At 69.0% G+C, this 2,551-nt stretch carries 2 protein-coding genes; one reads left to right on the forward strand and one right to left on the reverse strand.

The annotated features are described in order from the left end of the window. Positions 1–162: 162 nt before the first annotated feature. Complete coding sequence (locus AB7O82_RS06515; protein ID WP_428618950.1) at positions 163–489, reverse strand: succinate dehydrogenase assembly factor 2; 327 nt, start codon at positions 487–489, stop codon at positions 163–165. A gap of 43 nt (positions 490–532) precedes the next feature. Here AB7O82_RS06515 and recG point away from each other — a divergent pair. Next, a partial coding sequence (gene recG, locus AB7O82_RS06520) for an ATP-dependent DNA helicase RecG (RefSeq protein ID WP_428544264.1) occupies positions 533–2,551 on the forward strand: 2,019 nt, incomplete at its 3' end.

The raw sequence follows: 2,551 nt of genomic DNA on the forward strand, positions 1-2,551 counted from the left end.
CGGAGGGGGCATGGCTCAGGTGGACCGCGGGCGTCTCGCCCGCCCTACCCATGAGCGGGCGAGACGCCCGCGGTCCGTGAGAGCGATGACCCCTCCGCCCCGTCAGACGGGGCACCTCCCCAGCAAAGCTGGGGAGGAAAATGAAAAACGCGCCCATCACCCCTAAAACCTCACGCGAAACGCCATCAGCTTGCGCAGGACCGGGGAGTCGGCCTCCGGCGGGACTTCGGCCTGACCGGAGATCCAGTCGAAGATGTCGTTGTCGGAGGCGGCCAGCAGGCGTTCGTATTGGTCGAGCTCGGCCTCGTCCAGGGCAGCGATGTGGGCGCGCGCGAACTGGCCCAGGAGAATGTCGTTCTCCTTGTTGCCACGATAGACGCTGCGGTAGAGCAACCGCTTACGCCGGCTGTCGAGGTCCGCCTCGCCCGTCATGTTTTCCCCAGGTCCAACCCAAAAGGGGCGTAGCATATAGGCGGCGGCGATGGCCAAGTCACGTGGCCTCCAAGCCTGGGGGCCTCCAAGCTTGGCAGCCATGCGTCCGCAGAGCCTCACTCCCCTGTTTGCCCAGACCACGTCGCTGCCCGGGATCGGGCCGCGCCTTGGCAAGCTTTTCGAGAAGCTGGCCGGCCCCCTTCTCGTCGATCTGCTGTGGCGCCTTCCTTTCGCCATCATCGACCGCCGCCACGCACCGGAAATCGCCCAGGTGCGCGCCGGCGAGATTGCGACGCTCACCGTCACCGTCGACGCGCACCAGGTGCCGCACTCGCCGCGCCAGCCCTACCGCGTGTCGTGCAGCGACGAAACCGGCCGGATCACCCTCACCTATTTCAACGGCCGCGAGGACTACCTCAAGAAACTGCTGCCGATCGGCGAGCAGCGCATCGTGAGCGGCAGGGTCGAGCTCTATCAGGGCGAGGCCCAGATGACCCACCCCGACCACGTCGTGCCGCTCGAGCAGCGCGACCAGGTCCTGCGGGTCGAGCCGGTCTATGGCCTCACCGCCGGGCTGACCCAGAAGGTCGTGCAGAAGGCGATCGCCACCGCGCTGGAACGGGCGCCCGAGCTCGCCGAATGGCAGGATCCAGCCTTTCTCGCACGCAACGGCTGGGCTGGCTGGCGATCATCGCTGATGCAGGCGCACGCACCCGGTGGAGAAGCCGATCTCGCGCCCGACCACCCCGCCCGGGCCCGCCTCGCCTTCGACGAGTTGCTGGCGAGCCAGCTCGCCATAGCCCTGGTCCGTCATCACAACCGCACGATCGCCGGGCGTGCCACCCAGGGCGACGGACGGTTGCGCGCGAAGGCGCTCGCGGCGCTCCCTTTCTCGTTGACCGGCAGCCAGCGCACGGCGCTCGACGAGATCGCCGGCGACATGGCCAAGCCGGAGCGCATGGTGCGGCTCCTGCAAGGTGACGTTGGAAGCGGCAAGACGCTGGTCGCCTTCCTCGCCATGCTGATCTGCGTCGAGGCCGGTGCCCAGGCCGCGCTGATGGCGCCGACCGAGCTGCTGGCGCGCCAGCATCACGCCACCATCGCGCCGCTCGCCGAAGCCGCCGGCGTGCGCCTCGCCCTGCTCACGGGCCGTGACGGTCAGAAGCAGAAACGGGAAACCCTACAGGGCCTTGCCGACGGCTCGATCCCGCTGGTCGTCGGCACGCATGCACTCGTGCAGGAGGATGTCGAGTTCGCCGACCTGGCGCTCGCCGTCGTCGACGAGCAGCATCGCTTCGGCGTGCATCAGCGCATGGCGCTGTCGTCGAAGGGGCATGCTGTCGACCTGCTGGTCATGACGGCAACGCCAATTCCGCGCACCCTGATGCTGGCGGCCTACGGCGATCTCGATGTGTCCAAGCTCACCGAGAAGCCGGCCGGCCGGCAGCCGATCGATACTCGCGCGCTGCCCCTGGAGCGCATCGGCGAGGTGGCCGATGGCGTCGGGCGGCAGATCGCGGGCCACGCCCGCGTCTACTGGGTATGCCCGCTGATCGAGGAGTCGGAGGAAATCGATCTCGCCAACGTCGAGGAACGGTTCGAGCTGCTGAAGGCGCGCTTTCCCGGCAAGGTCGGCCTGCTGCATGGCCGTCTGAAGAGCGCCGAGCGCGAGGCGACCATGTCGGCCTTCGCCGAGGGGCGCCTGTCGCTGCTGGTCGCCACGACGGTCATCGAGGTCGGCGTCGACGTGCCGGCCGCCACCGTGATGGTGATCGAGCATGCCGAGCGGTTCGGCCTGGCTCAGCTTCACCAGCTGCGGGGTCGTGTCGGCCGCGGCAGCGCCCGATCGACCTGCCTGCTGCTCTACGCCCAGCCACTCGGCGAGACCGCTCGCGCCCGGCTGGCGATCATGCGCGAGACCGAGGATGGCTTTCGCATCGCCGAGGAAGATCTGCGCCTGCGTGGCGCCGGCGAGCTTCTAGGCACGCGGCAGAGCGGCTTGCCCGACATGCGACTGGCCGATCTCGCCGCACACGGCGAGCTGCTGCAGGCGGCACGTGACGACGCCAGGCTGGTCATCGACCGCGACCCCGACTTGGAGTCCCAGCGCGGCGCCGCT

The sequence above is a fragment of the Reyranella sp. genome, assembly GCF_050185545.1.
Lineage (GTDB): Bacteria > Pseudomonadota > Alphaproteobacteria > Reyranellales > Reyranellaceae > Reyranella.